This window comes from Serratia sp. PL7, assembly GCF_945957435.1.
The window spans coordinates 15,764-41,236 of sequence record NZ_CAMFLB010000030.1 but is presented as its reverse complement, the minus strand read 5'-3'; the positions used below and the strand labels follow the sequence as shown (position 1 = coordinate 41,236).

The 25,473-nt window shown below is 48.3% G+C and carries 27 protein-coding genes; 7 read left to right on the top strand and 20 right to left on the bottom strand.

Annotation, left to right across the window (positions count from 1 at the left end; translation table 11 throughout):
• Positions 1-13: 13 nt before the first annotated feature.
• The 6 genes from N6G83_RS47460 to N6G83_RS47435 all read right to left on the bottom strand — a co-directional run bounded on the left by N6G83_RS47460 (position 14) and on the right by N6G83_RS47435 (position 5,837).
• Positions 14-448, bottom strand: coding sequence for a fimbrial protein (locus tag N6G83_RS47460; RefSeq protein ID WP_081375859.1), 435 nt, complete (start codon positions 446-448; stop codon positions 14-16).
• Positions 449-522: 74 nt separating this feature from the next.
• The gene (locus N6G83_RS47455; protein ID WP_074031638.1) at positions 523-1,278 is read right to left on the bottom strand and encodes a fimbria/pilus periplasmic chaperone; all 756 of its coding nucleotides are present in this window, start codon (positions 1,276-1,278) and stop codon (positions 523-525) included.
• A 14-nt stretch (positions 1,279-1,292) separates the two neighbouring features.
• Positions 1,293-3,827: an outer membrane usher protein gene (locus N6G83_RS47450; RefSeq protein ID WP_211136885.1), complete on the bottom strand. Its 2,535-nt coding sequence runs from the start codon at positions 3,825-3,827 to the stop codon at positions 1,293-1,295.
• Between the two features lie 18 nt (positions 3,828-3,845).
• On the bottom strand, positions 3,846-4,424 hold the full coding sequence (locus N6G83_RS47445) for a fimbrial protein (RefSeq protein ID WP_233169615.1): 579 nt from the start codon (positions 4,422-4,424) through the stop codon (positions 3,846-3,848).
• Positions 4,425-4,465: 41 nt separating this feature from the next.
• Positions 4,466-5,005, bottom strand: coding sequence for a fimbrial protein (locus N6G83_RS47440; RefSeq protein WP_074031636.1), 540 nt, complete (start codon positions 5,003-5,005; stop codon positions 4,466-4,468).
• A gap of 160 nt (positions 5,006-5,165) precedes the next feature.
• The gene (locus N6G83_RS47435; RefSeq protein WP_199063390.1) at positions 5,166-5,837 is read right to left on the bottom strand and encodes a helix-turn-helix transcriptional regulator; all 672 of its coding nucleotides are present in this window, start codon (positions 5,835-5,837) and stop codon (positions 5,166-5,168) included.
• Positions 5,838-6,230: 393 nt separating this feature from the next.
• Here N6G83_RS47435 and N6G83_RS47430 point away from each other — a divergent pair, with 393 nt between their 5' ends.
• The 3 genes from N6G83_RS47430 (at position 6,231) to N6G83_RS55000 (ending at position 8,329) form a co-directional block, all read left to right on the top strand.
• On the top strand, positions 6,231-7,031 hold the full coding sequence (locus N6G83_RS47430) for a winged helix-turn-helix domain-containing protein (RefSeq protein ID WP_211136886.1): 801 nt from the start codon (positions 6,231-6,233) through the stop codon (positions 7,029-7,031).
• On the top strand, positions 7,024-7,500 hold the full coding sequence (locus N6G83_RS47425) for a hypothetical protein (protein WP_074031633.1): 477 nt from the start codon (positions 7,024-7,026) through the stop codon (positions 7,498-7,500). The genes N6G83_RS47430 and N6G83_RS47425 overlap by 8 nt, the downstream gene beginning before the upstream one ends.
• Positions 7,501-7,813: 313 nt before the next feature.
• Positions 7,814-8,329 (top strand): transposase, encoded by a 516-nt coding sequence (locus N6G83_RS55000; RefSeq protein ID WP_409529738.1) that lies wholly within the window; start codon positions 7,814-7,816, stop codon positions 8,327-8,329.
• 735 nt (positions 8,330-9,064) lie between these two features.
• Here N6G83_RS55000 and N6G83_RS47415 read toward each other — a convergent pair.
• The 10 genes from N6G83_RS47415 to N6G83_RS47370 all read right to left on the bottom strand — a co-directional run bounded on the left by N6G83_RS47415 (position 9,065) and on the right by N6G83_RS47370 (position 17,945).
• Positions 9,065-10,027, bottom strand: a complete 963-nt coding sequence (locus N6G83_RS47415; protein ID WP_211136699.1) for a hypothetical protein — start codon at positions 10,025-10,027, stop codon at positions 9,065-9,067.
• A 125-nt stretch (positions 10,028-10,152) separates the two neighbouring features.
• Positions 10,153-11,028: a reverse transcriptase domain-containing protein gene (locus N6G83_RS47410; RefSeq protein WP_211136698.1), complete on the bottom strand. Its 876-nt coding sequence runs from the start codon at positions 11,026-11,028 to the stop codon at positions 10,153-10,155.
• Between the two features lie 49 nt (positions 11,029-11,077).
• Positions 11,078-11,611, bottom strand: coding sequence for a fimbrial protein (locus N6G83_RS47405; RefSeq protein ID WP_211136697.1), 534 nt, complete (start codon positions 11,609-11,611; stop codon positions 11,078-11,080).
• Positions 11,612-11,626: 15 nt separating this feature from the next.
• The gene (locus N6G83_RS47400; RefSeq protein WP_248006698.1) at positions 11,627-12,145 is read right to left on the bottom strand and encodes a fimbrial protein; all 519 of its coding nucleotides are present in this window, start codon (positions 12,143-12,145) and stop codon (positions 11,627-11,629) included.
• Positions 12,142-12,660: a fimbrial protein gene (locus N6G83_RS47395; RefSeq protein ID WP_312847423.1), complete on the bottom strand. Its 519-nt coding sequence runs from the start codon at positions 12,658-12,660 to the stop codon at positions 12,142-12,144. The genes N6G83_RS47400 and N6G83_RS47395 overlap by 4 nt, the downstream gene beginning before the upstream one ends.
• A gap of 8 nt (positions 12,661-12,668) precedes the next feature.
• The gene (locus N6G83_RS47390; protein WP_248006697.1) at positions 12,669-13,265 is read right to left on the bottom strand and encodes a fimbrial protein; all 597 of its coding nucleotides are present in this window, start codon (positions 13,263-13,265) and stop codon (positions 12,669-12,671) included.
• Between the two features lie 47 nt (positions 13,266-13,312).
• Positions 13,313-14,098: a fimbria/pilus periplasmic chaperone gene (locus tag N6G83_RS47385; protein ID WP_409529737.1), complete on the bottom strand. Its 786-nt coding sequence runs from the start codon at positions 14,096-14,098 to the stop codon at positions 13,313-13,315.
• 114 nt (positions 14,099-14,212) lie between these two features.
• Positions 14,213-16,729 (bottom strand): outer membrane usher protein, encoded by a 2,517-nt coding sequence (locus tag N6G83_RS47380; protein WP_211136695.1) that lies wholly within the window; start codon positions 16,727-16,729, stop codon positions 14,213-14,215.
• 84 nt (positions 16,730-16,813) lie between these two features.
• Positions 16,814-17,341 carry a fimbrial protein gene (locus tag N6G83_RS47375; protein ID WP_211136694.1) on the bottom strand — a complete coding sequence of 176 codons (528 nt, stop codon included), beginning with the start codon at positions 17,339-17,341 and terminating at the stop codon, positions 16,814-16,816.
• Positions 17,342-17,411: 70 nt separating this feature from the next.
• On the bottom strand, positions 17,412-17,945 hold the full coding sequence (locus N6G83_RS47370) for a fimbrial protein (protein ID WP_211136693.1): 534 nt from the start codon (positions 17,943-17,945) through the stop codon (positions 17,412-17,414).
• A 535-nt stretch (positions 17,946-18,480) separates the two neighbouring features.
• On the opposite strand from N6G83_RS47370, the gene N6G83_RS47365 reads away from it, so the two are divergent.
• Together N6G83_RS47365 and N6G83_RS47360 are read left to right on the top strand one after the other, a co-directional pair.
• Positions 18,481-19,263, top strand: coding sequence for a transcriptional regulator (locus N6G83_RS47365; protein ID WP_098928693.1), 783 nt, complete (start codon positions 18,481-18,483; stop codon positions 19,261-19,263).
• Positions 19,247-19,741, top strand: a complete 495-nt coding sequence (locus N6G83_RS47360) for a hypothetical protein (protein ID WP_138106260.1) — start codon at positions 19,247-19,249, stop codon at positions 19,739-19,741. The genes N6G83_RS47365 and N6G83_RS47360 overlap by 17 nt, the downstream gene beginning before the upstream one ends.
• A gap of 103 nt (positions 19,742-19,844) precedes the next feature.
• Here the strand turns inward: N6G83_RS47360 and N6G83_RS47355 are convergent, their stop codons facing one another.
• Positions 19,845-20,423, bottom strand: a complete 579-nt coding sequence (locus N6G83_RS47355; RefSeq protein WP_098928697.1) for a response regulator transcription factor — start codon at positions 20,421-20,423, stop codon at positions 19,845-19,847.
• A gap of 617 nt (positions 20,424-21,040) precedes the next feature.
• On the opposite strand from N6G83_RS47355, the gene N6G83_RS47350 reads away from it, so the two are divergent.
• Together N6G83_RS47350 and N6G83_RS47345 are read left to right on the top strand one after the other, a co-directional pair.
• Complete coding sequence (locus N6G83_RS47350; protein WP_211136692.1) at positions 21,041-21,808, top strand: winged helix-turn-helix domain-containing protein; 768 nt, start codon at positions 21,041-21,043, stop codon at positions 21,806-21,808.
• Positions 21,792-22,286, top strand: a complete 495-nt coding sequence (locus N6G83_RS47345) for a hypothetical protein (RefSeq protein ID WP_098928701.1) — start codon at positions 21,792-21,794, stop codon at positions 22,284-22,286. The genes N6G83_RS47350 and N6G83_RS47345 overlap by 17 nt, the downstream gene beginning before the upstream one ends.
• A gap of 77 nt (positions 22,287-22,363) precedes the next feature.
• Here N6G83_RS47345 and N6G83_RS47340 read toward each other — a convergent pair whose 3' ends face one another.
• The 3 genes from N6G83_RS47340 to N6G83_RS47330 form a co-directional block, all read right to left on the bottom strand.
• Positions 22,364-22,999, bottom strand: coding sequence for a helix-turn-helix transcriptional regulator (locus tag N6G83_RS47340; RefSeq protein WP_211136930.1), 636 nt, complete (start codon positions 22,997-22,999; stop codon positions 22,364-22,366).
• Between the two features lie 649 nt (positions 23,000-23,648).
• Positions 23,649-24,224, bottom strand: coding sequence for a LuxR C-terminal-related transcriptional regulator (locus N6G83_RS47335; RefSeq protein WP_098928705.1), 576 nt, complete (start codon positions 24,222-24,224; stop codon positions 23,649-23,651).
• Positions 24,225-25,133: 909 nt separating this feature from the next.
• Positions 25,134-25,370, bottom strand: a complete 237-nt coding sequence (locus N6G83_RS47330) for a DUF4102 domain-containing protein (protein ID WP_211136944.1) — start codon at positions 25,368-25,370, stop codon at positions 25,134-25,136.
• Between the last annotated feature and the right edge of the window lie 103 nt (positions 25,371-25,473).

Genomic DNA, 25,473 nt, shown 5'->3' with positions numbered 1-25,473 from the left:
CCTTTCTCCCGTTTCACTGGTAGTCGACCACCATCGTGGCTGCCGACGTAAAGTAGCCAGCGGTCAGGGTGCTCCCTGGGCGCTTCACTAAAGTGGCAAACAACTTTGGCTGATCCGGCAACGTGAAATTCAGCCAGCTATTCACTGGCATTGCCTGGCTGTCACTCGATAAGGCAATCCCCAGATCGCCCTTCGAGGTTTGCAGAGCGCCGGCGAAACCGGCGTCCATGCCCTGGATCTGCATTTTTAACGCGTTGGTGTTGCCTGCCGAGCATTCCAACGTGTAAGGCACCGGCTGGCGGTAGTTGATACCATCAACCCGGGTCGTCATCACCTCGTTGGTAAAATCCACCGTGATGGTTTGATCCCCGTTAATCACGCAGGGCGGCGGCAGTAAAATATTGCCCGAGATAGTCAGGTTGGACGTCGCAGCAACCGCTGATGACATGCCCAAAACCAGTATCAAACCTGCAAATCCCGTCGACGTTTTCCACGGCATAGTTCACCTCTGTTGCGCGTAGGCTATGAGTTACGTTTGCCAGGTTCTGCCTGACAGGTATCACCCGCACAGCGGAAAATAAGTTCTGGGCGGCCACCGAAGTCATTCACGTAGGTCAGCACCGGCGCACTCCCTAAAGCACTGACGCTGGCGCTTAGCGGTGCATTGGATTTAGGGGGGACCATCAACGGCACAAACCCTTTGGCGCTCTGGCCACCTTTAGTGGTGCTAGCCTCAACGATGGTGATGTAATACGGCGTCGGGTTGTTGACCACATAGCGATCGCCTTGGCGCGTCAGCGTCATTTTTTCCTGCCACGGCGTACTCATCTGTTCCTTGGTCGGTTCAATCGCCTGCGGGCGGTAGAACAGTTTAATGCGTGTCTGCAATGCAATTTGCAGCGTGTTCGGCTTGTCGCTGCGCGGTGGAATTTCACGCAGGTTGAAATAAAACAGCGATTCACGATCCTGTGGTAGTTGCTGCAAAGCAGGCAGCCCCTGCACTTTCACCTGGCTTTTGGCACCAGACTCAATACGCTGCACCGGAGGCAGAACGATCAGCGGGCTGGTGATCTTATTGCCCTGTTCATCCTCAATCCACCCCTGGGCCAGATAAGGCAGGTGTTTGTTTTCATTGCTGACGTTCATGCTGACAGACTTGTTGGAAGCGTTATAAATCACCCGGGTACGATCCAGGGCAATCGCCGCATTGGCCTGTGAGGTAAAGATGGCCAGCAGCAGTGCGCCAGCGGTTAATAAATGTGTGGTCGTTAATTTCATCAGTCTTTTTCCGTTCAGCTTCTGTTTTCCGTTTCCGGATTTTCCCCTGCGGCGATTGGCCGACAAGGCAGCAGTAAATTCTGTGTCCCATGTTGTGGGATATGCGTTGGCAGCGTTATTTCGCACTGGGTGATGCCATTCCAACTGGTGGTCATCTTGGCGCCGGGTTGTATGCCGCTCAGATAGACGCTGCCGTCATCGTTGATAATACCGACGTCCCGTTTCTTGCTATTTTGTACCGTGGCACCGAAAGGCGGTGATGACCCATCAGCCAGACGAACCACCGCCATCGCTTTTTCACCAGCCACCACTTCAAAACGCCGCAAACCAATTGCCCCTTCGGTCAATGTCGCTTGCTGCACCGAGCTGAGCGCTTCGGTCTTGTCATCCAGCGCGTTCAGATCGATGCTGACCTGGTTGCGGTAGTAGCTGTTGAGATCGGACACCACGGCTTTACCAAAGCGGTTGGATAAGGTGGTGGCACCATAGCCGCGCACAGGAACGCCTGCGACTCCATCGGTATCCAATAAAATGCGCGTTCCGCCAGGCATGCCAATCCGATGCATGGCCACGCCCTCCCCGGTCGCCGTCACCCCACCTTGCAACAGCAGGCCCATGGAACTGGAGCGCCCAGCTTGATAACCCGCGTTGGCACTCACCTGCGCGTCGTTGCCCAAGTGGGTGTAGTAACCGCTGGCAACCGCGCCTTGGCGGGCACTACCTGCACTGATCTGATAGGAGTCGGCATCATTCACGCGGCCGAAATAGCCCACCTGGTGAGTATTTTCATTGCGATCCCATGACCCGCTGTAACTGATGGAACCAGAGTGGCCCCAGGGAATGGTGACCGCCAGATACATGCCGTCGTCGTTGGTGCCGTTAAATTTGTTGCGATAGGCGGTCAACGAGAGGTTAAGATCCTTGAACTTGCCCAGATCGAAGTATCTCGCCAGCGACAGGTTGTAATGATCGTTGGCACTGTCATTCCAATAGGTCTGGTGGCTGTAATTGATAAAAGTGCTCAGGCCCAGCTCGACAAACTGCTTATTGAACGTAACGGTGTACATCTCCTTGCTGCTCTGGGTGCGGTAACCGGTAGTCCGTGCATCCAAAAATTCGCTCATGTTCATAAAGTTGCGTTCGGAGAAGCGATAGCCAGCGAACGTCACCTGGCTGTCATAATCGTCAAAACGTTTGGAATAACTGAGGCGGTAAGAGTTACCAAACAACGAGCTTTCCTGCGGCAAATTAGCCCGGGATTGGGTGACATCGAACGACAGTGCGCCCAGCATCATCAGATCGCGGCCAACCCCCAACGCCAACGCGTTATAGTCGTCGCTCCCCACGCCGCCGCCGTACAGTGACCAGCCGTTGCTAACCCCCCAGGAGAACTCGCCGGTGGAGAACAGTGGCCCGGTGACGTTATGTTTCCAATCGGTCGGTCGGCCTGCCGCGAGTTTATAGCGCAGCGAACCTGGACGGGTCAGATAGGGGATGCTGGCGGTGTTTACGGCGAACTCCTGCACGCTGCCATCCTGTTCCTCGACGCGAACCTGCAGTTGGCCGGAAACCGCATCATTCAAATCCTGAATGCGGTACGGGCCTGGCGCGACCTGAGTTTCATACAACACCCGGCCCTGTTGGCTAATAGTCACCTTGGCATTGCTTTTGGCAACGCCACTCACTTCCGGGGCATAGCCGCGCAGGTTAGGTGGCAGCATGTTGTCATCGGTATTGAGCGTAACGCCGGTGAAACGGAAGCTGTCGAAAATATCTGAATTGAGAAAATTCTCCCCGAGCGTCAGGCGGGCAAGCAGCTTGGGCAAGGCGCGATAGGCGTAATAACGGCTCCAATCCAGGCTATTTTCGCCGTTGGTGCCAGACTGATTGCGCATCTGCAACTGCCAATCCGCGCGCAGACGCCAAGGGCCAAAGTTGGCCCCGGTGGTCCCATTACCACTCAGGCTATAGGCCTGATCCTGGTGCTGCTGGCGCGTAGTCAGGAAGTTCAGGTTATAGTCAAACAACGCACCGGTAATGCCGTTGTCCCAACGGGAAGGCGGATCCCAATTTTCAGAACTGTATTCAAGATAGGCTTGTGGCACGCTGAGCTGCAGGGACGAAGTCGCCAGGTCGCCCTGAACCGTCAATCCTGGAATGCTTTGCAGATCGATACACTGCCCATCGTCTTCCCAGACAATGTCCTTGAGCACGCTGTCTCTCAGGCCAAACAGCTCTATCAATTCAGGCGTCAGGCAAGGTTCGCTGCTTTTAGGATCTGCTTTAGATGGCGCGAAGGTGATTGAACGCTCCGCTATTTGCTGCCGGTTGAGAAACACCGCCATGGTGTAAGTCCCTGGCATAATATAGCCGCCACGGGAGAAATGACTGAGATCGAGATTCTCCCGATCTTTAATATCCAACACATCGGTATTGAACTGGATATCCTCTGCGGCATGCGTAAGATAAACCGGGCTTCCCAGCGATAAAGCAATACAGACCCACAATCCGCGCAGCCGGAAAGTAGAATTCGCAACAGGTTTGGCCATCGATAAAAATTCCGTTTATCAGTAATAATCCATTTTGAAACGCACGGTGGAACGGTACTCACCGGCTCGCAGTATTTGGTGATTCGGCAACAGGTTTACGGTGTATTGCAGCAGCTTATCTCCGGAGCTCAACTCTGCCAGGGGCATAGCTACGCCGGGTAATGCGATGTTGCCTGATTGGTCTTTGATCTGTAGCCCAACGCCTTGGGCCTCGCCTTCAATACCCAGCAAGGCACCATCCTTCAAACCATCAAAGGTCACGCGGAATGCCTGCCAATCGGGCATCGTGGGATCGAAGCGTGGCAAGGTGCAGTTAATTAAGCGAATGACAAAAGGTTTAGCGATACCTTGCCCATCATGAGCAATTTGTGACGCAGGAACGGTGATCATCTCAATCACTTGCTCACGGCTGCTCATCTCAATGGCGCAGGCAGTTTCAATAATGCTGCCTTCCATGACGACACGGCCCCGTCCCAAAAACGTATCTGCCATTGCGGTTACGCTAAACAGAGTGCTGAGCAGGCAGCTCGCCACGATATATTCCATTTTGTTCACGCTGTTAATTCCCTTCGACACCATGACCTTCAGAATAAACATGCGGGTTTCCCCGCATGTGTGACCGCTTGACCGGTTAAAACTTACTGATAAGCCAGGGTGAAGGTCGTCGTGGTGCTGAAGTCGCCTGGGACGATTTCTGCAGCAGTTTTACCGTCAACACCCATGTCGCCCTGCAGGTAAGCAGAGAAGTTCAGAATGTTGGTTTGATCCTGGATGCCCTGTGGAGCAGTTGGTTGACCCAGTTTGATCAGCGTGCCGCTACCGTCGGTGATAGCCAGGCTAGCGCCACGAGCAGTACCGGTGATGCCCAGCAGATCGGCGTTACCCGCAGAAGTTGGACCTGTGAAGGTGGTGGTTACCGTTTTAAGGGTAGATGCATCACAGTTTTCCAGATGGATGTAGAAGTTTTCAGGGGTAGATTTGCCGCCGTCTTTCAGTGCCACGTTAGCGATCTGGCCCATCGGGATACGCTGGTTGTCATCGCCTGGGGCGATAGAGCAAGGTGCATCAATGATGGAACCGTAGAATTCGATTGTGCCATGGCCCGCGTCCTGTGCAGCATTGGCAGCAGAAACAAAACCCAAAGCGATTGCGGCAACTGTGAATTTGTTCAGTTTCATTATTTCTATTCCTTTATAAATTGATTGATATAAACGACTAATTAACCATCCATGTCAAACATGGTCTGGGCACTGCAAAAAACATGAGGCGACCGCCCATTATCCAATAGGAATACGCTTCATTTTTTATACTTCCGGCACTCAAGATTGGTTATATCGGTCAGCCTTCTACGCTGGTACCGTAATAGACCCGCAAGGTCTTATATAAGCCAATCTTATTGGTGCAACCAATTTTCTTCATAACGGACACGCGGTGACTGCTGACCGTCTTAATATTAATCCCTAAAATCGCACCGATCATTTTTGGCGTGTAACCGCGAAAAAGATAATAGCAAATCCGCTTTTCTCTGTTGCTTAACGCAGCCAAGGTCCCTTTAGGGATAAACTTGTCGCGTTTTGCCCATGTTGTATTTGGTGAATCGGCAATTTGTGTCAGCAGTGCATTAGAGCACTCATTGGTCGCAATAAAAACAACCCGATCTCTGTAGCGTTGCTCAATGCTTAGCGACAATATATTCAATAACGCCGTACTGGCAATCACTACCATCAACGTTCGGCTTTTCTTTTCACGTATCATTTCGCTAATCAGCAATGCACTGCGTGCCGAACCATCCGATATCGAATGCTCAAAGGCAACATGACTATGCTGTTGCTGCAACTTAATCAAGCTACACCTGATACCTTGTAAAAAGTAGCTATTATTGCTGGAGATATGGAATGAAATCTCACTTATATCTTCACTATGATAGTCGAAATCATATTCACCCACACCGTACCCGTCATCCATAACGCTACCAAACTTATCGCCAAATCCATATCGGCTATCGTACATCTGCTTCCCGCCACTATCGCTGAAAAGTTGGATGCATGTTAGCGATCGACTCCAAAATGCCATAATCAATTTATATCAACCTGTGAAATTTCATTTAAGTAATATAAAAAAATCAATAAAATCATATCATTGTAAAAAATTTCACTTAAGATCAACTTACCTTAAGAAGATGCCTAGAGCGGTATATTTGAGCATTAATCGACATTAATCAATTTACTAATCAGAAAAATCTTGCTAAGTTTTATAACGCAAGACCAGGAGCAGCCTGGTTCCTGGCTGTTCAACGGTGATGCATTAGCAATCAACAAGAAAAATCTCATTTAATAAATTGTATGCTATCCGTTATTTTTTGTTTTAATAACGCTCGTGATTTTGAACAAGGAAGTAAACGAAATGACTAGTAATTGTCGCGGTTATTATTATCTCATCGGTGACAGCGTTGAGTTCTGGCCTGAGGAAAACCTGCTTTACTCTCGTGTCAACGGTGAGAAAATCACGCTATTTATCGCAGCCTCACGCTGCCTTCAGCTTTTATTAAGCCAACAAGGTGAACTGGTTCCGCAGCGGAACCTGTTTGAAGCCGGATGGCAAAAAAATGGCTTAGAGGTGTCTAACAATACCTTTTACCAAAACATCCTTATGTTACGTAAAGGATTAAAGCTTGCCGGCTATGAGCAAGCAGTGATAAAAACAGTGCCCCGCCAGGGTCTTACCATTCCCTCAATAGTTCCGGTAGCAAGAATAATACCGGACATGAGTACAGCCTCTGCCGAAGAAATATCCATTACTGCGGAGGAAAACCAACCGTCAACACCCAGCAAGGTGGATAAAAAAGCATCCTCCCGGCCTCGTCATGTGTGGGCAATATTGCTTAGTCTCTCTTTCGGTATCGGTATTGTGCTGTTAGCTGCGTGGAATAGCTCTGAGAACAAGAATTTCTTCTCAAATTTTAACTTCGTAGGGAATATAGAGCAGTGTTCGGTCTATCTCGACAACGGCCAGACATCGTTGCAGTCCTACATGCAATTTATTGCGCAAAACAACTTCACCTGCAAAAAACAGGAAGTTGTCTACTTTACCGCCAACCCATTGGTTCCACGAGCCTCGGTAATTCGCTGCGAATGGCCATTTGCTTCAGGGACAAAGAATCTCTGTATTTCTGAATATTATCTGGAGTGGCAGCATAATGAATAAGCCCCAACTGTTCGGCGTATTTACACTACTCTCTTTGTTGTTCCTGTTGCTCGCGCTGGGGGCATACCGCCTCTATAGCCAATATCAGCAAACCCATTTTAGCTGCGAAGCCATGCTGCTGGTTCACAAAGATGATGCGGAGCTGGCCCTCATGGTTAACTTTATCTTCCAAGGTAATAACGGCATCGTCAGTCTGAAGGGAACCCTTAAGGAGGGCGACAAAACCACTAGCGTAAGCAGAAGAAACTATTTTGATTTCAGTCAGATAAAAACAGTTTATCACCTTAAGTCAATCTCGGCAGTGACCACACCGGCCGACAACAGTGACACCAAAGCTCTCGCCCGTTACCTCCCTCTTTTTTACCTGGAACCGGGACTAAAATTCGACTTCACCGCTTACTCTGCTACCAAAGAAGGGTATGTTTTTTCTACCGGGCAGGTGCCGTCATTTTACTGTGCACGTAAGTGAAATGCTGCGATACAGAGATAGGTGACCAGCAAAGGGTTGTTTGACGTTAACGAGTTTCGCGTTGTGCAGACCTAGCCCCTCCCCCCAAACCCCTTATGTCTTGATCTTCTCCGCCTTAGCGGAGAAGATCCCCGACAGATTATCGGGAGATAGCCGGTGAGCTCCCCCTAACCCTGGTGCCTATGAGCCCGTGGGAGAGATTGTGCCCCGGCTGTCTATTTCCCTGTCGCCTTCTAGACCGAACGGTATCCTGTGCCTATGAGCACCCACATATAAGGATGGTCCGGCGATTAATTACAGACATGTTTATGGAGTGCCATCATGCGCAGAACCCCATGTCGGTGTTGACATCGCCAAACACAAATTTGATTTTGATGTCGCCGTACCGCTGGACAATCAGAAGTATAAAACCAAAAAGTTTGCCAATACCCCTTCTGGATACCGCGAGTTCGCGGCCTGGTTGAGCCGCTTTGGCGACTGTCATGTCTGCATGGAAGCCACCGGGAGCTACAGCACGGAACTGGCCACTTATCTGGCAGACAACAACTACCACGTCAGTCTGATGAACCCGGCGTGTATCCATTCCTTCGGCAATACAGAACTGGCCCGGAACAAAACGGACAAAAGCGATGCAGCGACGACAGTCCGGTACTGCACACTGCATCAGCCTGATCCGTGGTTCCCGGCCCCGTTGAGTGAGCCAGTTGACCGCGTGTTGGTCAGGTATCTTAAGAACCCGGAAGCGATGCGTCAGATGGAAGAAAATCGCGCAGGTGGGCGAAGCAGCCATCGTCCATTCACTCAACGAGCACATCGCCACGTTGGATGAACAGATACGAGAAACGAAGTAGAAAATCGGTCAGCATATCTATGATAACCCGGTCCTGAAACGCGTCATGGGAGTTGATTAAAAAATATTTCAGGAGTGGGAGAGATACAGAGCCTCCAGCCAGGGCTTCGATGGAATCCAGTATCGGTTCACCAGAAGCAAGGTCCTGGTAGCGTACGCAGAACTGAATCCACAGCGATGGGAGTTGGGGACGTTTAAAGGGAAAATCGGGAATCCAAGTGGGACACGGCGGGTTGCGAAGCGCGTTATACATGAGCCCGCGGTAGTGGCAAGTCTAATTCAACGGTGTGGTTAAAGACCGAACAGAAAGGCTGATGTAGCGTGAGCGTGAGAAGTCAGGCAAAGCGATAGCGACCGTCGAGGGAAGCTATCACACAGACACCCGCGGACGTCTGGGACCGGAGCGGCGGTCCTCGTCGGCATTGTGAGGATAGAGTTACACAGGAGTATTTACGGGTCGCTTTAAGGAAGTCAAAACCCGCTTCCACCTGCGCCACCGCAGGGGGATTAGGAACAACAGATAGCCTCAACACGGCCGTGGATCGGTGGCCGTACGCACAGTAGAGTCTCCTCATAAACGGTCGGTACTGAAGCTGCACGTGGACACGGTGGAACCGTATATTCACACACGATCACGATGATCTTACTGGTGTCGCATGCAGAGACTTTCGGGATGTTTGTTCACGGTCTGGGACCGCATCGATCAGGAGATATCTATAGAATCTCCAACAGAAGTACACCATTCGCATTTGTCACACCGGCGCTAGACGCCGTACCAGACAAAGTAACGGTAAGGTTTTTTGTCCCTGACAGGAGCTGATTCAATCGGATCCAATCCCCGTTGACCGGCAAAGAGATCCCGTTGAAGCTGACAGACGCGTAGACACCATTACCAAACGACAACATATCGTTATCAGACAGGGCACTTGTGAGGGATAATTTGTAATTCACCGGAACCCCGGCCCCACAGGTAACGGACAGGGGCACAATCTTACTCACCGATACGGTAGGAGAAAGAGATTCGAAGGAGACGTTCAGGTTGGATTGGTCGATTGTACAAATTGATGATGTTTGGCCTGGCGCAACCCCATCCACCACACTGTCCACTTTAACATCCACAGTGATCATTCGTGTACCACCGGTCGTCGTCGTAGCCCGACAGGTCACATAGTTCAAATCGTAAGGCACGATGTAGGCGAATTGACCGGTCAGAAAACTGTTCCCACCCCCATTGGTCCCGGTATATGCAAAGGCGAGGCCGCCACGGTATAGCCCATTCAAATAATCCTCAATCGCACGGTCCCAGGATGGGACGGAGTACACAGAACCGGTAGGTGGTACCGGTCCGAACCCAGCTGGACATTGTTGCACTGCATGCAAGGAACCGTATCCGGCCACAATATTCGGATAACCGTCGGGGGTGTATGTACCGGTTGGCAGGGTACCGTTCACCGCGATACGCACGGCGGACGACACACCACTCTGGTTGTCGGTGGTATATGTTGCAAAGACACCAGATACGCGACTGTCACCAGAACCTTGTGCGGTGAGGGAGCGCGGAAACCCGTCATAGGTGTAAACAACAACGGCACTACACAGGTTGGAAAAAAACAAAAGAGTGAAAGAATACAGGGCGGCGAACAGGCCAGGACGGATGAAAATGGATGTGAGACTCATTTATATAGCTCCTGTTTAAATATTTAAACTTTTCATTTCAATCCTCACGGGTAAGGGATAAATAACCCCGCTCTCGCTGCTCGTAAAGCCAAGGATCGTTTTTCTAATACTGATAGCATCTGGCACTAAAACCAATGCGTCTGTTTTTTCATTGCTTTAGCGGTACTTATCACCCTTTCCGTGTCCCCAGTAAACCAGCGCCCTAACCAACCAAATCCTTTCGACACCCGGCCAATTTGTGTTTTTTCCGGGTGTTTCTCAAAACCATCATCCGCGAGAAAACCATTCAGTCGGGCAATAGCACGCCTCAAAGGCCAACGGGTGGGCGATAACAATAAAAAATCATCCATATATCGCTCGTACAACAGGTGTTGCAGCCCACTCATGGCCTCATCGACGTGATAGAGATAACAACCTCCGAGCAACGGGCTCAAAGAGCAGGCCCTCGCGATCCCGGATGTCGGTGTAAAAAACTCTCCGCCCCATTCCACACTGTAATGCACATATTGGGTCAGTAAATCCCGATAAACCGGGTGCTCAATGCGCGTAAACAACCATGCCAATAAGCGTGATTTGGGAAAATGCACATAATACCCCCGGATATCGGTACGAAATACATACCGATATTCATTCGATAATACAGCCGAACGCACCCGTGTTAATGACCCGGACACGCCACCATGGTTTTTCAAATGGCGACAGGCAGGATGCCGGGGGAGGTAGGGCATGATGCAAAGTGTCAACCATTTCAACACCAACGCATCGCTTGACGACCACATCACCACTGCCGTGTGTTGTGTATCGATCCGCTGCATCGGCATGAGTCGATAATCCCCGTTGCTCACTTGCTGCCATAAGCGCTCCTCCTGGGTCTGCCAGTGAAAACGCAGGTGCCAGATATCGGCATTCGCTGGCGCATGGCGACGTTGATGGACAAGCCAGCGGTATGCCTGCTCCCACGCCAATCTTTCGATAATATGACGAGGCCTATCTTCATTCATGCTCTCCCCCAGCGATACGCCCCTGCTTTCAAACTCTGGCCTCCTTACGTTATTCATATTCCAACGTAAAGGTTGCCGTTGCGGTAAACGCACCACGTTGGATGGATTTATTCTGTAGTGCCAAAGGTTCCCCCTGCACAAATGCCTTCAGGTTGAGCGCGTTATTGTTGCTTGCCTGTAGTTGCTGGGTATACTTGCCGCTATTGATCGCCAGCAGTTCACCCGCACCGTTCTCCAGCCCAATCGCCACGCCTTTGGCCGTACTGCTGCTGTCCAGTGCTAAATACCCCGGCAGCGCACCGCTGGCCATACCACTGAACGTTACCTTGACCTCACGCCCCAGCGCCAAATCACAGTTGATCAACCGGATAGCGAACGGCTGGCTGTGGGTACGGGTATTCAGGTACAGGTACTTGTCAATCACCGTGCCAAAATCCAGCTCTACGGCTTCATCACCTGGATAAATCTCGCAGGCATCTTCGATCAGCGTGCCGTCAAAATTCACCGTCTCGGCCATGCTGGGAGCGGTCAATCCTGCCAGCAGCAGCGACAGCGCACATCTATAGCTTTGAATTGCTGTCATGACAGCCCTCTTGAATTACTGAAACGCAATGGTCAGCGTGCCGGTGGCGGTAAAATCATCGCCCACCAGCTCGGTGCCCGCTCGTTTTACCGGCACGGCAGACAGGATCGGCGGTGTGCCCACATCGATCGCAAACGCCTTATTTAACTCCAACGGCTGACCATTTTTCTGGATCTGGATCCCCAACTTACCGCTATTGAGCAGCGTTATCGTACTCAAGGTGGCATTGTCAAAGCCCGCCCCCGCCAGGGTGCCGCCAAAGGTCAGCGTGACATCCCACGACTGGCTCATGTCCCCTAGGCAGATAAGCTGGTAGGGGATATCTTGTTTAAAGGCAACACCATCCACCTTGCGCACCCCGACCTTACCAAAAGATACCCTGATCGGGTCCTGCTGCCCTAGTTGACACACAGGGGGAATAATCAGCGTACCGTCAATCTTCCAATCGGCCTGAGCCACCGGGCTGAACATCACCCCGGCCAATACGCTCACGCTCAGCGTTTGCATGCACCAACTGCGTAAGCTGCTAATCATTGATAGTCCACCTTGAGTGTCGCAAATGCACTGAAGTACCCACCGTCCGTATCAAGGTAACTGGTCGCAGTATCCTTGACCGGGGCCACCTCCAGCGTTGGCAAGGTGGTGTAGTTTATGGCAAACGGCTGATTAATCGCCTGTTGGGCATTATTAACGTAAAACACCACCCCTAATTTGTCATTGCTGGTTTTTAATGCCCCATTGCTGCTAAAGGTGGTTGCATCGCCCTGCAAAGTCATTCTGAGGTCATTTTTCGCCAGATTGGTACAGGTCAGGCTCAACGGTACTGGGCGTTTGTAGTTATTACCATCAATGCGCGTCAGCAAAATATCGCCAAAATGCACAACCTGCTGCTGGTTATTGTTCAACGTACATTCCGGCGGCGAGTGAATGGTCAGCGTTAAATTAAGATTTGCCGTAGCGGCCTGACTCTGCGGCAGGGTCATCCCCAGCGCGGTCATCAACAGGCACATTACCCCGACCTGGTGTGGGGAACTCAGTGGTAATCGCATGGCAGCTCCTAGTCGTAACTCAGTTGAAATTGGATCTGCGCCCGATAAGCACCTGCATCCAACCCGGCTGAGGTTCGCACCGGGGTAATGTAATAAGTCAACTGGTTTTGCCCCGATGATACCAACGTTGGTGCGCTATATACCCCCGGCGTAATGGCGACATTACGCTGATCGCTTATCAACAATCCGAGCCCTTTGGCGCCAGAAACCGCCATCAGTAACGGATTTTCAGCCGTAGCCGGGGCCAGAAAACGGATCCTCATTGCTGGCATATCGGGGCTCCACAACTGATTGCCCAATTGATCGTGATTACGGCTCTCACCACTAAGACAATCCTCCAGCCGCAGCTGCACGGCAAACGGCGTGCCCTGTTTGCCCACCTGCTGCAACTTACCCGTACCAACATTACCCAGATCCACCGTCTGCCAGGCCGAGGACATATCCAGGCGGCAGGCGCTTTCCGTTAACGCCCCCTGCACCTGTAGAACTCCGTGTGCACCGTCCACATCCCAGTTGTCTACTTTTCCCAGTTCGGTCGCCTGTGCCAACGGAGAGAGTAAAATCAGCCCCACCGCAGCTTGCCAATAGCCATATTTACCGTTCATATTCATCCCTGTGTTGCCCAAGAGGTTCGATTGTCCTGGCTGCGACATCACTTCTTCGCAGGCACGACCTGGCACTGATTGGCCTGGCAGTTGAAAGACAGGGTTGGACGACCGCCGTAGTCATTGATATAGGTCAGCACTGGGCTGTTCCCCAAAGCACTGGCGCTTACGCCCAGTGATTGGCTGCTTTTCGGCGCGATCATCAACGGCTCAAAACCGGCCACCGTTTTGCCGTCTTTCTTCGGCAGGGCATCCACCAGGATGACGTTATACGGCGTCGGGTTATTGACCTTATACTGGTCCCCTTCCTTGGTTAAGGTCAGCTTTTCCTGCCACGGGTTATTCATTTGTTCCCGGGTAGGCACAATCGCGTCTGGGCGATAGAACAGCTTGATGCGGGTTTGCAGCGCAATTTGTAAGGTGTTCGGTTTATCGCTTTTTGGCGGTATCTCTCTCAGGTTGAAATAGAACACCGATTCCCGATCCTTGGGCAGGTTGGCCACATCTGGCAGCACCTGGATTTTTACCTGGCTTTTAGCCCCGGGCTCAATACGCTGTACGGGCGGTAATACGGTAAAGGGGGAGGTGATCTTTTCCCCTTTTTCATTTTCAATCCACCCTTGCGCCAAATAAGGCAGTTGCTTGTTTTCGTTGCTGACATTCAGGCTAATGGATTTTTCATTGCCAGAAATAATGGCTCTGGTACGGTCAAGCGCGATCGCTGCCTGTGCTGAGCTGAGGCTGGTCATACTCAATACGCTGGCAACCAGCACCGTAGAGAGCCTGTTATAAAATCCCTGGCTGTTGGGTCTATTTGATTTAATGTTTTTCATTACGTTAATATCTCTTCACTATAAAACGCCTGCCCTGCATGCGCAGTATAATAAGCACGCGTTGACTGTATGATTGATAGATAACCTGGACTGCGGGTTATCTATTCGCCTTGGTTATTTGCAAGGTAATAATAGGTTCACCATCAAGTCTTGTGTGTCTGATAACGAAGCTGGCAATATAACCTCACACTGGATTTTGCTATCCCAATTGACCGACAATTTTTCACCGGGATTTAACCCAGACAAGTATACATTGCCGCTATCATTCACAATCCCTACCTGCTGCTTACGTTGGTTAAACACCGTGGCACCAAACGGCGGATAGCTGTTATCTGCCAAGCGAATGATCGCCATCGCTTTGCTCCCAGCTATAACATCAAACGCCCTGTAGCCAATGGCACCTTCTGTCAATGTCCCTTGTTTGACGGACTGCGCGACTTCGGCATTGTCCGGCAGTGCATTCAGATCCACACTAACCATGCTGCGGTAGTAACTGTTGGTGTCCGTGAGCACCGCTTGCCCCCGGCTATTGGTGCGCACAATAGCGCCATTACCGCGTAGCGGGATATCAGCCACACCATCTGTATGAACAAAGATCCGCGTGCCGCCCATCTGGTTACCACGGTGGATCGCCGCACCTTGCCCGGTGGCAGTCATGCCCCCCTGCATGGAGAAGCCGGCTGAAGTGTAGCGATCCTGTTGATAGGTGGCGTTGGCGTTAACCTGCGCCAGGTCCCCTTGACGGCTATAGAATCCGCTCACCAGGCCGCCGGAACGTCCCCAGCCACTGCTCACCTGATAGTTACTGCGTTCATCGATACGATCATAGTAGCTGACACGCTGGCTATTGCCACTTTTGTCCCAGTCACCGCTGGCGCTCAACGAGCCTGTATTCCCCCACGGCAGTGACAGCGACACATACATCCCATCATCATTGCCACCATTGAAGCGGTTACGGTATGCCGTCAGGTTCACGCTGATATTCCTCACCCGTCCCACGTCAAAATTACGCGCCAGCGAGAGGCTATAACGATCGTTGTCCGGCTGATTCCAATACGTTTGGTGATAATAGTTCACATACGCACTGAGCCCGAGATCGGTAAACTGCTGGTTATAAGAGAGGGTATACATCTCTTTGCTGTTAGACTGCCGTATACCGGTCGTCCTCGCATCCAGGTACTCGGACATACTCATAAAGCCCTCTTGCGAGAAACGATAACCGGCGAAGGATATCTGGCTGTTATAAGTATTAAAGCGTTTGGAATAGCTCAGGCGATACGAGTTGCCGCTGTAGCTTTTTCCGCTTTCGTTCACACCCGCCACATCCGGTAAATGCGCAACGGAACGCGTTACGTCAAACGACATCGCCCCGAACATCAGTAAATCACGCCCGACACCCAGTGCCGTAGCGAGGTAATTTTGCTCTGCGGTCCCGCCCCCATACAGTGACCAGCCGTTGCTGACGCCCCAGGAGAACTCGCCGCTGGCAAACATGTCGCCATTAACATGGTGACGCCAGTCGCTTGGGCGACCAGTTGTCAGTTTGTAGCGCACCATGCCAGGGCGCGTCAGGTAAGGAATGCTGGCCGTGCTCACGCTAAAGGACTGGGTAGAGCCGTCTTGCTCCTTGACCTGCACATCCAGTTCCCCTGCTAGCGCATCGCTCAAGTCCTGAATACGGAAAGGACCTGCTGCCACCTGGGTCTGGTAAATCACGCGGCCTTGCTGACTGATGATAACCGTGGCGTTACTTCTGGCCACGCCGGTTACCTCAGGTGCATAACCGCGTAAGTTTGGCGGCAACATATTAGTGTCGCTGACCAGGCTCATCCCGGTGAAGCGGAAACTGTCAAAGATATCGGAAGCCAGAAAGTCTTCCCCCACCGTCAGCTTGCTGTTCAACGATTTAATCGCGCGATAGGCATAGAAACGTGACCAGTTAAATTCGTTGGTTGCCGCAGCCCCAGAGCGTTTGTCCTGGCGCATTTGCCAGTCGCCCCGCAAACGCCATGCGGATAAGTTCGCCCCGGCGACCCCGTTGCCCCCAGCGGTATAACTGGAGCCGGAACCGTTTCTTTTTTGCTGACTGACCTGCGCGTTCATGTTGTAGTCCAACAACAATCCAGGAATGCCTTCTTCCCAGCGGGACGGCGGATCCCAGTTTTCTGCGCTGTATTCCAGATACGCCTGCGGAATATTGATATACACTGCAGACTCGGCCATATCCGCCTTGACGTCGGTGCCCGGCAGGCTTTCCAGCACCAGACACTGATCCTGATGCCACCAGTTGAGCGAAGACAGCTGCGCTTTTTTCAGCCCCAACTGATTGACCAGTGCCGGGCTCAAACAGGCCAGACTATTTTTCGGGTTGGCAGGGTCGGCATAAAAAAACACCGTCTGCTCGGGCAGCGTCTGTTTATTCGCATAGACCGTAAAACTGTATTCTCCCGGCATCAGATAGCCCGGCCGCGAAAACTGGCTCAGGTCAATATTCGCTTTGTCGTTGACATCAAGAATATCGGTGTTGAATTCCAGATCTGCCGCCTGGGCATTGCCAATAAGAGAAAGACCAATCAGCACTTTCAATACGCTCAAGCGAATATTGGCAGGTAAACGGATATGAATGTTCATCTTTCCTGTTTTTCTCGTTGTATCCATACGGGAGTGAATACTTCACCCCGAGGCAAAAAGGTAAACTAACCCACTAATATCGAGTTATTCATAATCCAGTTTAAAAGCGAGCTGACTGTTATATTGCCCTGCAGCCAAAGGTTGCCGATTAGCAACCAGACGCAGCCGGTACATTAAATCGCGACTTCCTGGCGTTAACTGCTGTGGTAACATGCTGCTACCGGGGACAGATAACTCGTTATCCTGATTACGAATTTCTAACCCGACACCTTTGGCCTGCCCACTGACATTAAATAATCCCCGCTCATGCGGGCCATCAAAAGTAATACGAAAATATTGCCAATCCGGCCGGTGGTCATTTTGTTTTTCTAATGCGCAGTTAACCAAGCGGATAGTAAAGGGGCGTGCGGCACCTTGCCCGTCCCGTAATAGTTGGCTGATTGACAGACTACCCATATCAATCGTTTGGTCATGACTCCCAACATCAATGGCACACGCCGTTTCAATAATGCTCCCTTGCATTTTCAAGGTTCCTTCAGCAAAGACTGAAAAGGGTCCTGTTAGCCACACCAGCACCAATGAAAACACCAGCGATATTGATTTGCGAGCCATATTAACCTCTTAAATCCTTTTAAAAGCCTGACAGAGGCGCTATAGCCCCCCTGTCAGGTTGTACATCGGCTTATAGGTAAGACAGGGTAAAGTCTGCTACAGAGCTGAACTCACCGGCAGTGATGGTGCTCAGCGCACCTCCGTTACCCACCAGGTAAGCAGAGAAACGCAATGTGTTATTGCCGTTCTGGATCTGCTGGAAGTCTGTTGGAGTCCCCAAAGTCATCACGTTACCGCTGCCGTTAGTGATCTGCACACCCGCACCTGAGCCAGTACCTGTGATGCCCAGTGTTTTCTTGGCTGCATCAAAAGAAGCTGCTGCGCCGCTGAAAGTCAGTGTCACACCGCTGGTGATGCCTGTGAGATCGCAGTTTTCCAGAGCAATATCAAAAGTGCGAGGGGTTGATTTACCGCCATCGACCAGCGCCACGTTAGAGATTTGGCCCAAATCAACGGTCTGATCGATGCTGTCAGGAGAGATAGAGCAAGGTGCATCAACGATAGAACCTTTAAAGGTCACTTTCCCGTGCCCCACGTCAGCAGCAAAAGCAGAACCCGCCATCAGAGTAGCGCCAACAAACAATGCAATCGTTTTTACGTTCATGAAATCCGTTCCTATGAGTTAACTACAATAAATAAAATGTTAGATGGGCATTGAAATACTCACACCGCACCTGTTATCACTACCCAACAATGATACCGTTGCTTGGGATTGGCGTTATAATACCGCCACCATAAAATACTTAAATCAGACAATCCTCTTTGTTTTCTCTTACTGTCTTATGAGGCAATACCTCAACAAAAAAAACCTTAAAATACATATCGATACTAGGAAATGTCTGATTTGAATTATTATAAACAAATCAACACTTGCTAAAAAGGAAGTCAGGAATACCCATCTCAGGATATTGTTATCGCCATTTTCAGCACGAAAGACATTACACGATCGATTTTTTATATTTGTATAATCTCCCACAGCGAGTTGACCGTTGCCAAATAACCCGTATACCTTCATGCCACTAACGTGGCACAATGATGGTTATACTCAGGCTGAGAAATTGCGGCGCTGTACTCTAGCCAGGTAGCAGCGTAGGCTGGTTTGATGAAGCAAAGTCAGGTCTTAACCTATAGGGGGAGGCATGGTTTTTACGATTTCTAACATGATTGCGTTCAGAAGCGAAGACGGGGCAATGTGGAACATTGCACAGCCTGAGAGAAGACTCTCTTTCACCACTATTCCTACCCGGCTGTTCACCTACCTGCTGGAAAATGCCGATAGGATGGTAAGCCGGGAAGAACTGCTCAATAACATATGGGATAAATACGGTCTGGAACCGTCGAATAACTCGGTCAATCAGTATATCTCACTGATCCGTAAATCATTGAGTGAGCTTGGTTGTGACGAGGAGATCATCAAAACCGTCCCGAGAGTGGGGTTTTATATCCCTGGAGAAACGGTGTCTTACAGCCAGGAAACAGCACAGAGCATCGAAAACTCGAGCGGCGCCGCTCAGCCTGTCATACTGCAACCAGGGCTAAACCGAAGATATCAGTACGCATTGCTCGCCTTCAGCTTGATGATCGCAATCGTCTTGGTGCTACAACCTTTCCGTACAGCGCTTGGCTACCTGGATTACCGTTTCCCCAAATCTACGTTGTATAAAATTGGCACTATAGCAACCTGCCCGGTTTACAGTCTTAATGATAACTCGCCCAACACCGCAGCTCGCAAAGAACAACTGGCTCAAGAACTGGCCGCAGTGAATGCCCCATGCATCAATAATGAGGTTTTTATTTTTCACTCAGGCCAGCACTATGCCTACCAACAGTCTGGCAGAGCATTCATAACCCGTTGCAGCAATAGTGATAATTCTCTATTACATTTCTCTGAGTGTAAGGCCGTCTATGCTTTTGCCAAATAATCGTTCAGGCAAGTTCATCGTGTTGGCTGCTCTCGCCCTGGTCGCAGTAGCCTTATTATTCAACCTGCTGATGAATAAATTTTTCGTCACCGAGAGAGGCCCGAAAGTGAGTTGTGCCGCCTTTTTCCTGGCAAAGAACGAGTTTCGAACCAAGGGTGTTATGAGTCTACATATTGATGGCGTCAGTAGAGGGAGAATGCATATCTCAGCCACAGTGAGGGATGATATGGGCGTAGTAAAGTATAATCTTCTGCGTAACGTCAATTTTGAATATCGTTACGAAGGTAATGGTTACATTGACTTACAGCTGATGGATGTCAATAATATTGCCAACGATAATATGCCAAATGAACTGTTTAACCAGTCTATTTTTGATTTTTCGGTAAAAAACCGGCAACTGAGGATCACTGAAGTGGGTGATGGCTATTTATTGTGGAATGCCTTTTCGCCGGTGATGATGTGCATCCGCAGTCAATAACCAGCCCCATTCATGGCCGCACAGTAAAGCGTTAACCTTTCCAGGTGGCAAGTGCGATGGCTGAAGGAAGAAACCCAACGCCATCGCACAGATGTTCAGCGGTTTATTGCACATAAGATAAACTATTACCGAATTTAAGCATATACAGCTCATTGAAGTTTCTTGCACCATACCGTTTTACCGCCTTCACCTTATAGCCACTGACCGTTTTTATCGACATGTGCAACATCGCCGCTATCTGCGACTGCGTGTACCCCTCGGTAAGCAATTTTAATACCTGCAGCTCTTTCTGCGATGACTTCAGTATCCCTCCCAGGACATCACCAAAGATATTATCTGCCAACGCTTTGGGTTCTGTCGTGCTCAAAACTCTGATCAAGCTTTTCAAATCGTCAAAGGTGATTTTTTTGTCGACAACCATATCGGACAGATGCTTAATCACAACTGAACATTCTTTACCTTTAGAAAGCAGGGTGATCACATAAACCACCTTATTGTCTTTTCGCAGATCATAAATTTTTTTGATAGTACCGAACATATCGTTTGAGTCACCATCGATGAAAGCCACATAGCCATCGTCATCCCGCACATTTGCATGTGGCTCAGCGTTTAAAAACTCAATGACTGAACCGAAAGTCACTTTACTCAAAGAGCAAGGGTAATCAGTATCAAATAAAAACATGGATATCTTCCTGCAAGTATAGAACTTAGATTTTGTGTAATACCAGGCATGAGGCCATCCAAGATAACCTTGTTCATTGTTAATCGACGTCAGGGCCTAACCCCTTATGGGTTTTGCCGATACCTACCTGGTGCTGAACTTATCGTTACTGCTCAGGATTGACGCCGCGCCAACCAGACAAAACCCAGTAAACAGCGCCCCACATCAATCTGAGGCTTAAGTTACAGGAAAAGCCACCACACAGTTATTTATAACTTAAATAACATTAATTATAGGTTTAAACTCTGATTTTTAATTTTATTATAGAATAAAACATAGGATCACATCCATCAGCAAGCGTAACGTCCAGCAATGAATCATCATCCTGCTTAACATCAACGCCAGGAATGCGCGAGATACGTGGGTAAGTTCAAAAGTTGGGACTACAACTTTTTCATCACAGGATGCGCTCTAGCTCAATACAACAAAAGGGTAATAACTTTATAATCATGAACATCCCAATATGGTTCTGAATGGGTATACACTGATATAGCAGAGATAATGAGTAGCCAGATCTTACTTATGATCCCAGTTATGAATGGGGAGATTACCAAGCCGTAGCCAACAAGGGGAAGGGAATGGTTTTTACAATCTTTAATATGATTGCATTCAGAAGCGAAGACGGAGTGATGTGGGATCTAGCCCAGCCTGATAGAAGACTCTCCTTCACCGCTATCCCAGCACGACTTTTTACCTATCTGCTGGAAAATGCCGATAGAATGGTCGGGAGAGAAGAGCTACTTAATAACATATGGGATAAGTATGGTTTGGAACCCTCGAATAACTCGGTCAATCAATATATTTCACTAATCCGTAAATCATTGATCGAGTTAGGTTGTGAGGAAGAGATCATAAAAACTATTCCAAGAGTAGGATTTTATATCGCTGGGGAAATGGTATCTTACAGCCAGGAAACCACAAAGAACATTAAGATTACGACCAGCGAACCACAACCAAGACGAAGCAGATGGCCTAAACCTTTGTTACTCGCAATCAGTTTTATTATCTCAACCTTATTGATTCTCCAACCTTTCCGTTCCGCTACGGGGTACCTAGAGTATCGTATTCCCAAGTCAACACTGTATAAAATAGGCACCATAGCGAACTGTCCTGTCTATAGCCTTAACAATAACTCACCTGACACGGCTGCACGCAAAGAACGGCTAGCTCAGGAGTTGGCGGATTTGCATGCTCCGTGCATCAGCAATGAGGTGTTTGTTTTTCACTCAGGCGAACACTACACCTACCAACAATCTGGCAGGGCGTTCATAGCTCGTTGCGCAAATAGTGACCACACCTTATCTCATTTCTCTGACTGTAGGGCCGTCTATGTTTTTGCTAAATAATCTCCCTGGCAAACTGGTCGGGGCTATTGCTGTTATCCTGATCGCTGCAGCATTGCTTGTTAATCTCCTTATACACAAATTTTTCTTCACCGAGCAAGGTCCGAAAGTGGAGTGCTCCTCCTTTTTCCTGGTACAGAGCGATTTGCAAACCAAAGGCGTTATGAGCCTGCATATTGATGGCAAGGGCCACGGGGAAATGGGCATTTCAGCCACGGTTGTCGATAGTGCAGGCACCGTAAAGTACCATCTTCTACGTAACGTAAATTTTGACTATCGCTATGAAAAAAATGGGAACTTCGCCTTGCAACTGGTGAATATCAATAAAAATGCCAGCGATAATATGCCTAATGAATTGTTAAACCAGTCCATTTATGATTTTTCAGTAACAAAAAGACGGCTGAAGATCACCACGGTGGGTGATGGTTACTTATTGTGGAATGGTTTTTCACCGGTGATGATGTGTATAAAAAGTCAATAACCAGCTGGCTAATAGTTAGTAACGGTGATGGCTTGAATGGAAAAACTCAAGCCATCGCACAACAGTGTAGAGATACATTACACATTGGATAAACCATTACTAAATTTTTTCATATACAACTCATTGAAGTTTCTTGTCCCATGCCGTTTTACTGCCTTAGTCTTATAGCCACTTACCGTTTTTATCGACAGATGCAGCATCTTGGCTATCTGCGATTGTGAGTACCCCTCCAGCAACAGTTTTAATACTCTCTGCTCTTTCTGTGACGATTTCAGGATCCCTCCCCAAATATCGCCAAAAATATTGTCTGCTAACACCTTCGGTTCTGTAGCAATCATAGCACTGACCAAAACGTTCAGGTCGGCGTAGGCAATTTTTTTATCGACCACAAAATCTGATAGGTGCTTAATCACGTAAGAACACTCTTTGCCTTTAGAAAGCAGCGTGATCACATGAATTTTTTTATTTTCCTTTCGCAGATCATAAATTCGCTTTACAGTGCTGTGCGTATCGGCCATATCGCCATCAATAAAAGCAACATAACCTGTACCATTACGTAAACCAACGGTTGGCTCACTATTTAAAGTTTGAACAATAGTGCTGAATGCACTCTTACTTAAAAGAACAAGGATAGTTAGTGTCGAACAAAAGCATGAGATAATACCTGTGCTAGTATATTTTCCATTGGAAATATCAGGCTCAAAATTATCCAAGATAACCTTGTTATTCTTTATCGACGTAAAAGTATACCCATCATGGGTCTTGCCGATGCCAGCCTGATGCCAAACTCTCTTTTCACGGTTGTGTTGCGCCCAACATTCTGGTTACGCAACACATTGAAATAGAGCCTGTCTGGCCGGTTTACCCCTGCTTTACGGACGCTCTGATTTCCCACGTTTCGATGGCACAAGGGGCCAATCCCCCGGCATACAGAAAAATGCGCCTTCAGAAATCCAGTTAGCCGCTCGAAGACAAATCAGCTAAAACATTGATACAAATGAATTTTTGACACAATTTACGCCAACCAGAGAAAAACAGCACCTTATAATTAAATTTTCTTAATTTATAGTATAAAACACCAAATAATAAGCACACAAGACAAAACTAAAGAATATAAATTCAATAAGTTAAAGTAAAAGTTATTGCAGGAGTGGGTGTTTCTGCGTTTTACCCAAGTAACGGTGACAGAACACCCCATGGCATAACTTAATGAGATCGCGGTTTACAGCTGCAGGGACGAAGTTTTAGTGAAGAGACAAGCCTCGCGTCAAAAACAGAGCCGCGCAGAAAACATCTGGGAAAGTTCTCCCCCTCTTGACACAGACTGCATCCTATTGATAACTTGCTTGCAGGCTAATGGGCTTAAAATTGATTATGTTGCTTATGTAACTTCAACATATAGAGCTCGTTGAAATTTCTTGCACCATGCCTTTTGACAGCCTTGACCTTATAACCACTGATCGTCTTTATCGATAAATTTAGTATCTGAGATATTTGGTATTGAGAGTATCCTTCCAGCAACAGTTTCAATACGCGATACTCTTTCTGTGAAGAGTTCAAGATATCCCCCCAGATATCGCCAAACACATTATCGGCTAACGCCTTGGGTGCTGCCGCTACCATCGAGATGATCAGGCATTTTAGATCATAATACGTAATTTTTTTATCAACCACATAATCAGAAAGATGCCTTATCACGGAAGAACAATCTGCCCCCTTTGAAAGTAAGGTGACCATATAAACAGTTTTTCCACTCTTTCGCATCTCGTATACAGACTTAATAATACTGTGAGGGTTAGTCGAGTCTCCATCAACAAAAACAATAGCACTCTCATCATCCTCAAAATGTGCTTTTTGTTCAAAGTATAAAGAATTGATTATATGTTTAAAAGTTACTTTACTCAATGTACAGGTATAATCTGAATCTATTACAATCATTGGAATAGTTACCTCCTGGTAAAAAAAATCCTTCCATATTGGAGTACCGCTTAGTCATGGTTAAAAGATACCGCACAGATAATTATTTTCTGCCAATAGACAATTAGTTTACAGCATAACAATAAAGACCATCATTAATAAAATAACAGTCATATTTCACTTAACTTCATGCGCTGCCAAAAAATAATACCCATTCATAAATTATGGAGTAACACTATGCATTAGACTCATTAAATTTACGTCTTTTGGTATTTAATGGGTCTATACAAAACCACCTACAACCCCATTTTACGTATTGGAAATTATAGAGTCTTAATTTTAACACCAAGTGATATCAGTATATTATTAGTGAATTATTGTCGTCAAACAATTTTACCCCTTATACCACTACCCCATCTAATATTTACAAATATTCACACTCTCTTTGTCATTGTTTATAAATGAATTTATTCAATAACACCTTAAATAATAAGACAAACAGAGAAAATAAAAAGAAAATTCCCATTTAAAAACATTGAAAAAAACAATAACATCATACAAAGTCACCCTCTCTTTTTTTAAAAGACCTTTTTAAAGTACCCGCATTATTATTAATCCATTAACTTTAGTTTTTTATCACAATAATGAAGGTTGGCATGCATGAATAACCATAACCATAGTAAGTCAATATAAGTAATCAGGCTGTACCCAAGCCCCTGGCTAGACACGCAGTTTCTAACCTGTGCCACTGCATAAAAGGTGATTCAAATCAGCAAAGAGGCACCATCACAAAACGCACAAATTCCATTTTGTCGACGAGAACAGCCACAATGCTTTTGAGTTTTTCTTAGCGCTCAACGCTGTTCCCCGTTGAAACCTTGATCAACAAAGTCCCCCGAAGCAACCTCTTTCACAGGGCAGTACCGAAGCTTAGAACCCCATCCAAACCATTACAACCCCAGTTTGCGAAGCGCTTCCAATTTTTAGCTGCGACTGGCTCTTACTCTCTAGGCTAGACTTACGGCAGAAAAGGGTCTGAACACCTATCGCACTATAAATGACACGCAAGCCTAGGTTTTTGCCGATACCGCTACTGTTTTTGTCCCATAGCTTCGTTTTTTTACCGGCTATAGGCGACAAAGGTTTGCCAGCCTGTTTGCCGGTCATATATGCTCAATCCCTTGACCAACCGATTGATTTATTTGAGCAGCGCTTGCTGTTGCTCATCCTGAACGTTTTGGCGGTTTTTAATGAGGCGACGTGATACCCA

What these genes read in the sequence shown, in the direction of transcription:
- N6G83_RS47460 (WP_081375859.1), bottom strand. Translation starts at nt 448, where the DNA reads ATGTCATCAGCGGTTGCTGCGACGTCCAACCTGACTATCTCGGGCAAT.
- N6G83_RS47455 (WP_074031638.1), bottom strand. Translation starts at nt 1,278, where the DNA reads ATGAAATTAACGACCACACATTTATTAACCGCTGGCGCACTGCTGCTG.
- N6G83_RS47450 (WP_211136885.1), bottom strand. Translation starts at nt 3,827, where the DNA reads ATGGCCAAACCTGTTGCGAATTCTACTTTCCGGCTGCGCGGATTGTGG.
- N6G83_RS47445 (WP_233169615.1), bottom strand. Translation starts at nt 4,424, where the DNA reads ATGTTTATTCTGAAGGTCATGGTGTCGAAGGGAATTAACAGCGTGAAC.
- N6G83_RS47440 (WP_074031636.1), bottom strand. Translation starts at nt 5,005, where the DNA reads ATGAAACTGAACAAATTCACAGTTGCCGCAATCGCTTTGGGTTTTGTT.
- N6G83_RS47435 (WP_199063390.1), bottom strand. Translation starts at nt 5,837, where the DNA reads ATGTACGATAGCCGATATGGATTTGGCGATAAGTTTGGTAGCGTTATG.
- N6G83_RS47430 (WP_211136886.1), top strand. Translation starts at nt 6,231, where the DNA reads ATGACTAGTAATTGTCGCGGTTATTATTATCTCATCGGTGACAGCGTT.
- N6G83_RS47425 (WP_074031633.1), top strand. Translation starts at nt 7,024, where the DNA reads ATGAATAAGCCCCAACTGTTCGGCGTATTTACACTACTCTCTTTGTTG.
- N6G83_RS47415 (WP_211136699.1), bottom strand. Translation starts at nt 10,027, where the DNA reads ATGAGTCTCACATCCATTTTCATCCGTCCTGGCCTGTTCGCCGCCCTG.
- N6G83_RS47410 (WP_211136698.1), bottom strand. Translation starts at nt 11,028, where the DNA reads ATGAATGAAGATAGGCCTCGTCATATTATCGAAAGATTGGCGTGGGAG.
- N6G83_RS47405 (WP_211136697.1), bottom strand. Translation starts at nt 11,611, where the DNA reads ATGACAGCAATTCAAAGCTATAGATGTGCGCTGTCGCTGCTGCTGGCA.
- N6G83_RS47400 (WP_248006698.1), bottom strand. Translation starts at nt 12,145, where the DNA reads ATGATTAGCAGCTTACGCAGTTGGTGCATGCAAACGCTGAGCGTGAGC.
- N6G83_RS47395 (WP_312847423.1), bottom strand. Translation starts at nt 12,660, where the DNA reads ATGCGATTACCACTGAGTTCCCCACACCAGGTCGGGGTAATGTGCCTG.
- N6G83_RS47390 (WP_248006697.1), bottom strand. Translation starts at nt 13,265, where the DNA reads ATGAACGGTAAATATGGCTATTGGCAAGCTGCGGTGGGGCTGATTTTA.
- N6G83_RS47385 (WP_409529737.1), bottom strand. Translation starts at nt 14,098, where the DNA reads ATGAAAAACATTAAATCAAATAGACCCAACAGCCAGGGATTTTATAAC.
- N6G83_RS47380 (WP_211136695.1), bottom strand. Translation starts at nt 16,729, where the DNA reads ATGAACATTCATATCCGTTTACCTGCCAATATTCGCTTGAGCGTATTG.
- N6G83_RS47375 (WP_211136694.1), bottom strand. Translation starts at nt 17,341, where the DNA reads ATGGCTCGCAAATCAATATCGCTGGTGTTTTCATTGGTGCTGGTGTGG.
- N6G83_RS47370 (WP_211136693.1), bottom strand. Translation starts at nt 17,945, where the DNA reads ATGAACGTAAAAACGATTGCATTGTTTGTTGGCGCTACTCTGATGGCG.
- N6G83_RS47365 (WP_098928693.1), top strand. Translation starts at nt 18,481, where the DNA reads ATGGTTTTTACGATTTCTAACATGATTGCGTTCAGAAGCGAAGACGGG.
- N6G83_RS47360 (WP_138106260.1), top strand. Translation starts at nt 19,247, where the DNA reads ATGCTTTTGCCAAATAATCGTTCAGGCAAGTTCATCGTGTTGGCTGCT.
- N6G83_RS47355 (WP_098928697.1), bottom strand. Translation starts at nt 20,423, where the DNA reads ATGTTTTTATTTGATACTGATTACCCTTGCTCTTTGAGTAAAGTGACT.
- N6G83_RS47350 (WP_211136692.1), top strand. Translation starts at nt 21,041, where the DNA reads ATGGTTTTTACAATCTTTAATATGATTGCATTCAGAAGCGAAGACGGA.
- N6G83_RS47345 (WP_098928701.1), top strand. Translation starts at nt 21,792, where the DNA reads ATGTTTTTGCTAAATAATCTCCCTGGCAAACTGGTCGGGGCTATTGCT.
- N6G83_RS47335 (WP_098928705.1), bottom strand. Translation starts at nt 24,224, where the DNA reads ATGATTGTAATAGATTCAGATTATACCTGTACATTGAGTAAAGTAACT.
- N6G83_RS47330 (WP_211136944.1), bottom strand. Translation starts at nt 25,370, where the DNA reads ATGACCGGCAAACAGGCTGGCAAACCTTTGTCGCCTATAGCCGGTAAA.